Raw genomic sequence first — 761 nt, 5'->3', positions numbered from 1 at the left:
AGAAGAAGAAAAAGAGTTGCCTCGAGTGATTAATCACTAATTTTATGGCCTCTGCTCAAAAAAGCGTGCTCAGCACTAATGCCGATCATTTAGCAGTTTATTGATCGGTTGACCGATCTTTATAAGATGGCAAAATCCGAGTGTTTTTAAACACTCGGATTTTTTTATGGACGTATCTCAAGCACTTAATATCATCAATGATTGGAAGCCGAATAATATTGAAACGTTGGCTGACTTACTTCCTCTAGAGCTTATTGATGAAGCCTATTCTCTGACTGCCACTGTGACCATGCGTAAACGCAAATTAACTTTGGAATCCATGGTATGGTTACTCGTCGGTATGGCTATTTATAATGATAAGCCCATGAAAGACCTAGTTAATCAACTTGATATTGTTGATAGAACAGGGAAAGCATTTGTCGCACCAAGTGCATTAACTCAACGCCGCAAAACACTTGGTCAGGCAGCAATGAAGGCCGTATTTCAACGAATGACTTCGTCTTGGCTAGCCAGCGCTCATTTGCCTCATTGGAATGGGCTAACGCTCTTGGGGGTTGATGGTGTGGTTTGGCGAGCCCCAGATAGCCCAAAGAATAATGAAGCATTTTCACGTCAAAAAAATACGCAATATCCGCAAGTAAGAATGGTTTGTCAGATGGAATTAAGCAGTCACTTGATTACAGGAAGTGCTTTTGATGACTATAACGTCAATGAAATGATACTTGCGGAGCAATTGATAGAAACCACGCCTAATCATAGTG

General features: G+C 40.9%; 1 protein-coding gene. It reads left to right on the top strand.

Annotated elements, in window-relative coordinates:
• Positions 1-166 precede the first annotated feature (166 nt).
• Positions 167-761: IS4 family transposase (locus ACVBIL_RS20610; RefSeq protein ID WP_447168795.1), on the top strand; the 595-nt coding region annotated here is incomplete at its 3' end.

Source organism: Shewanella sp. 125m-7, from assembly GCF_052977045.1.
This window is presented reverse-complemented; position numbering and strand designations above follow the sequence as displayed.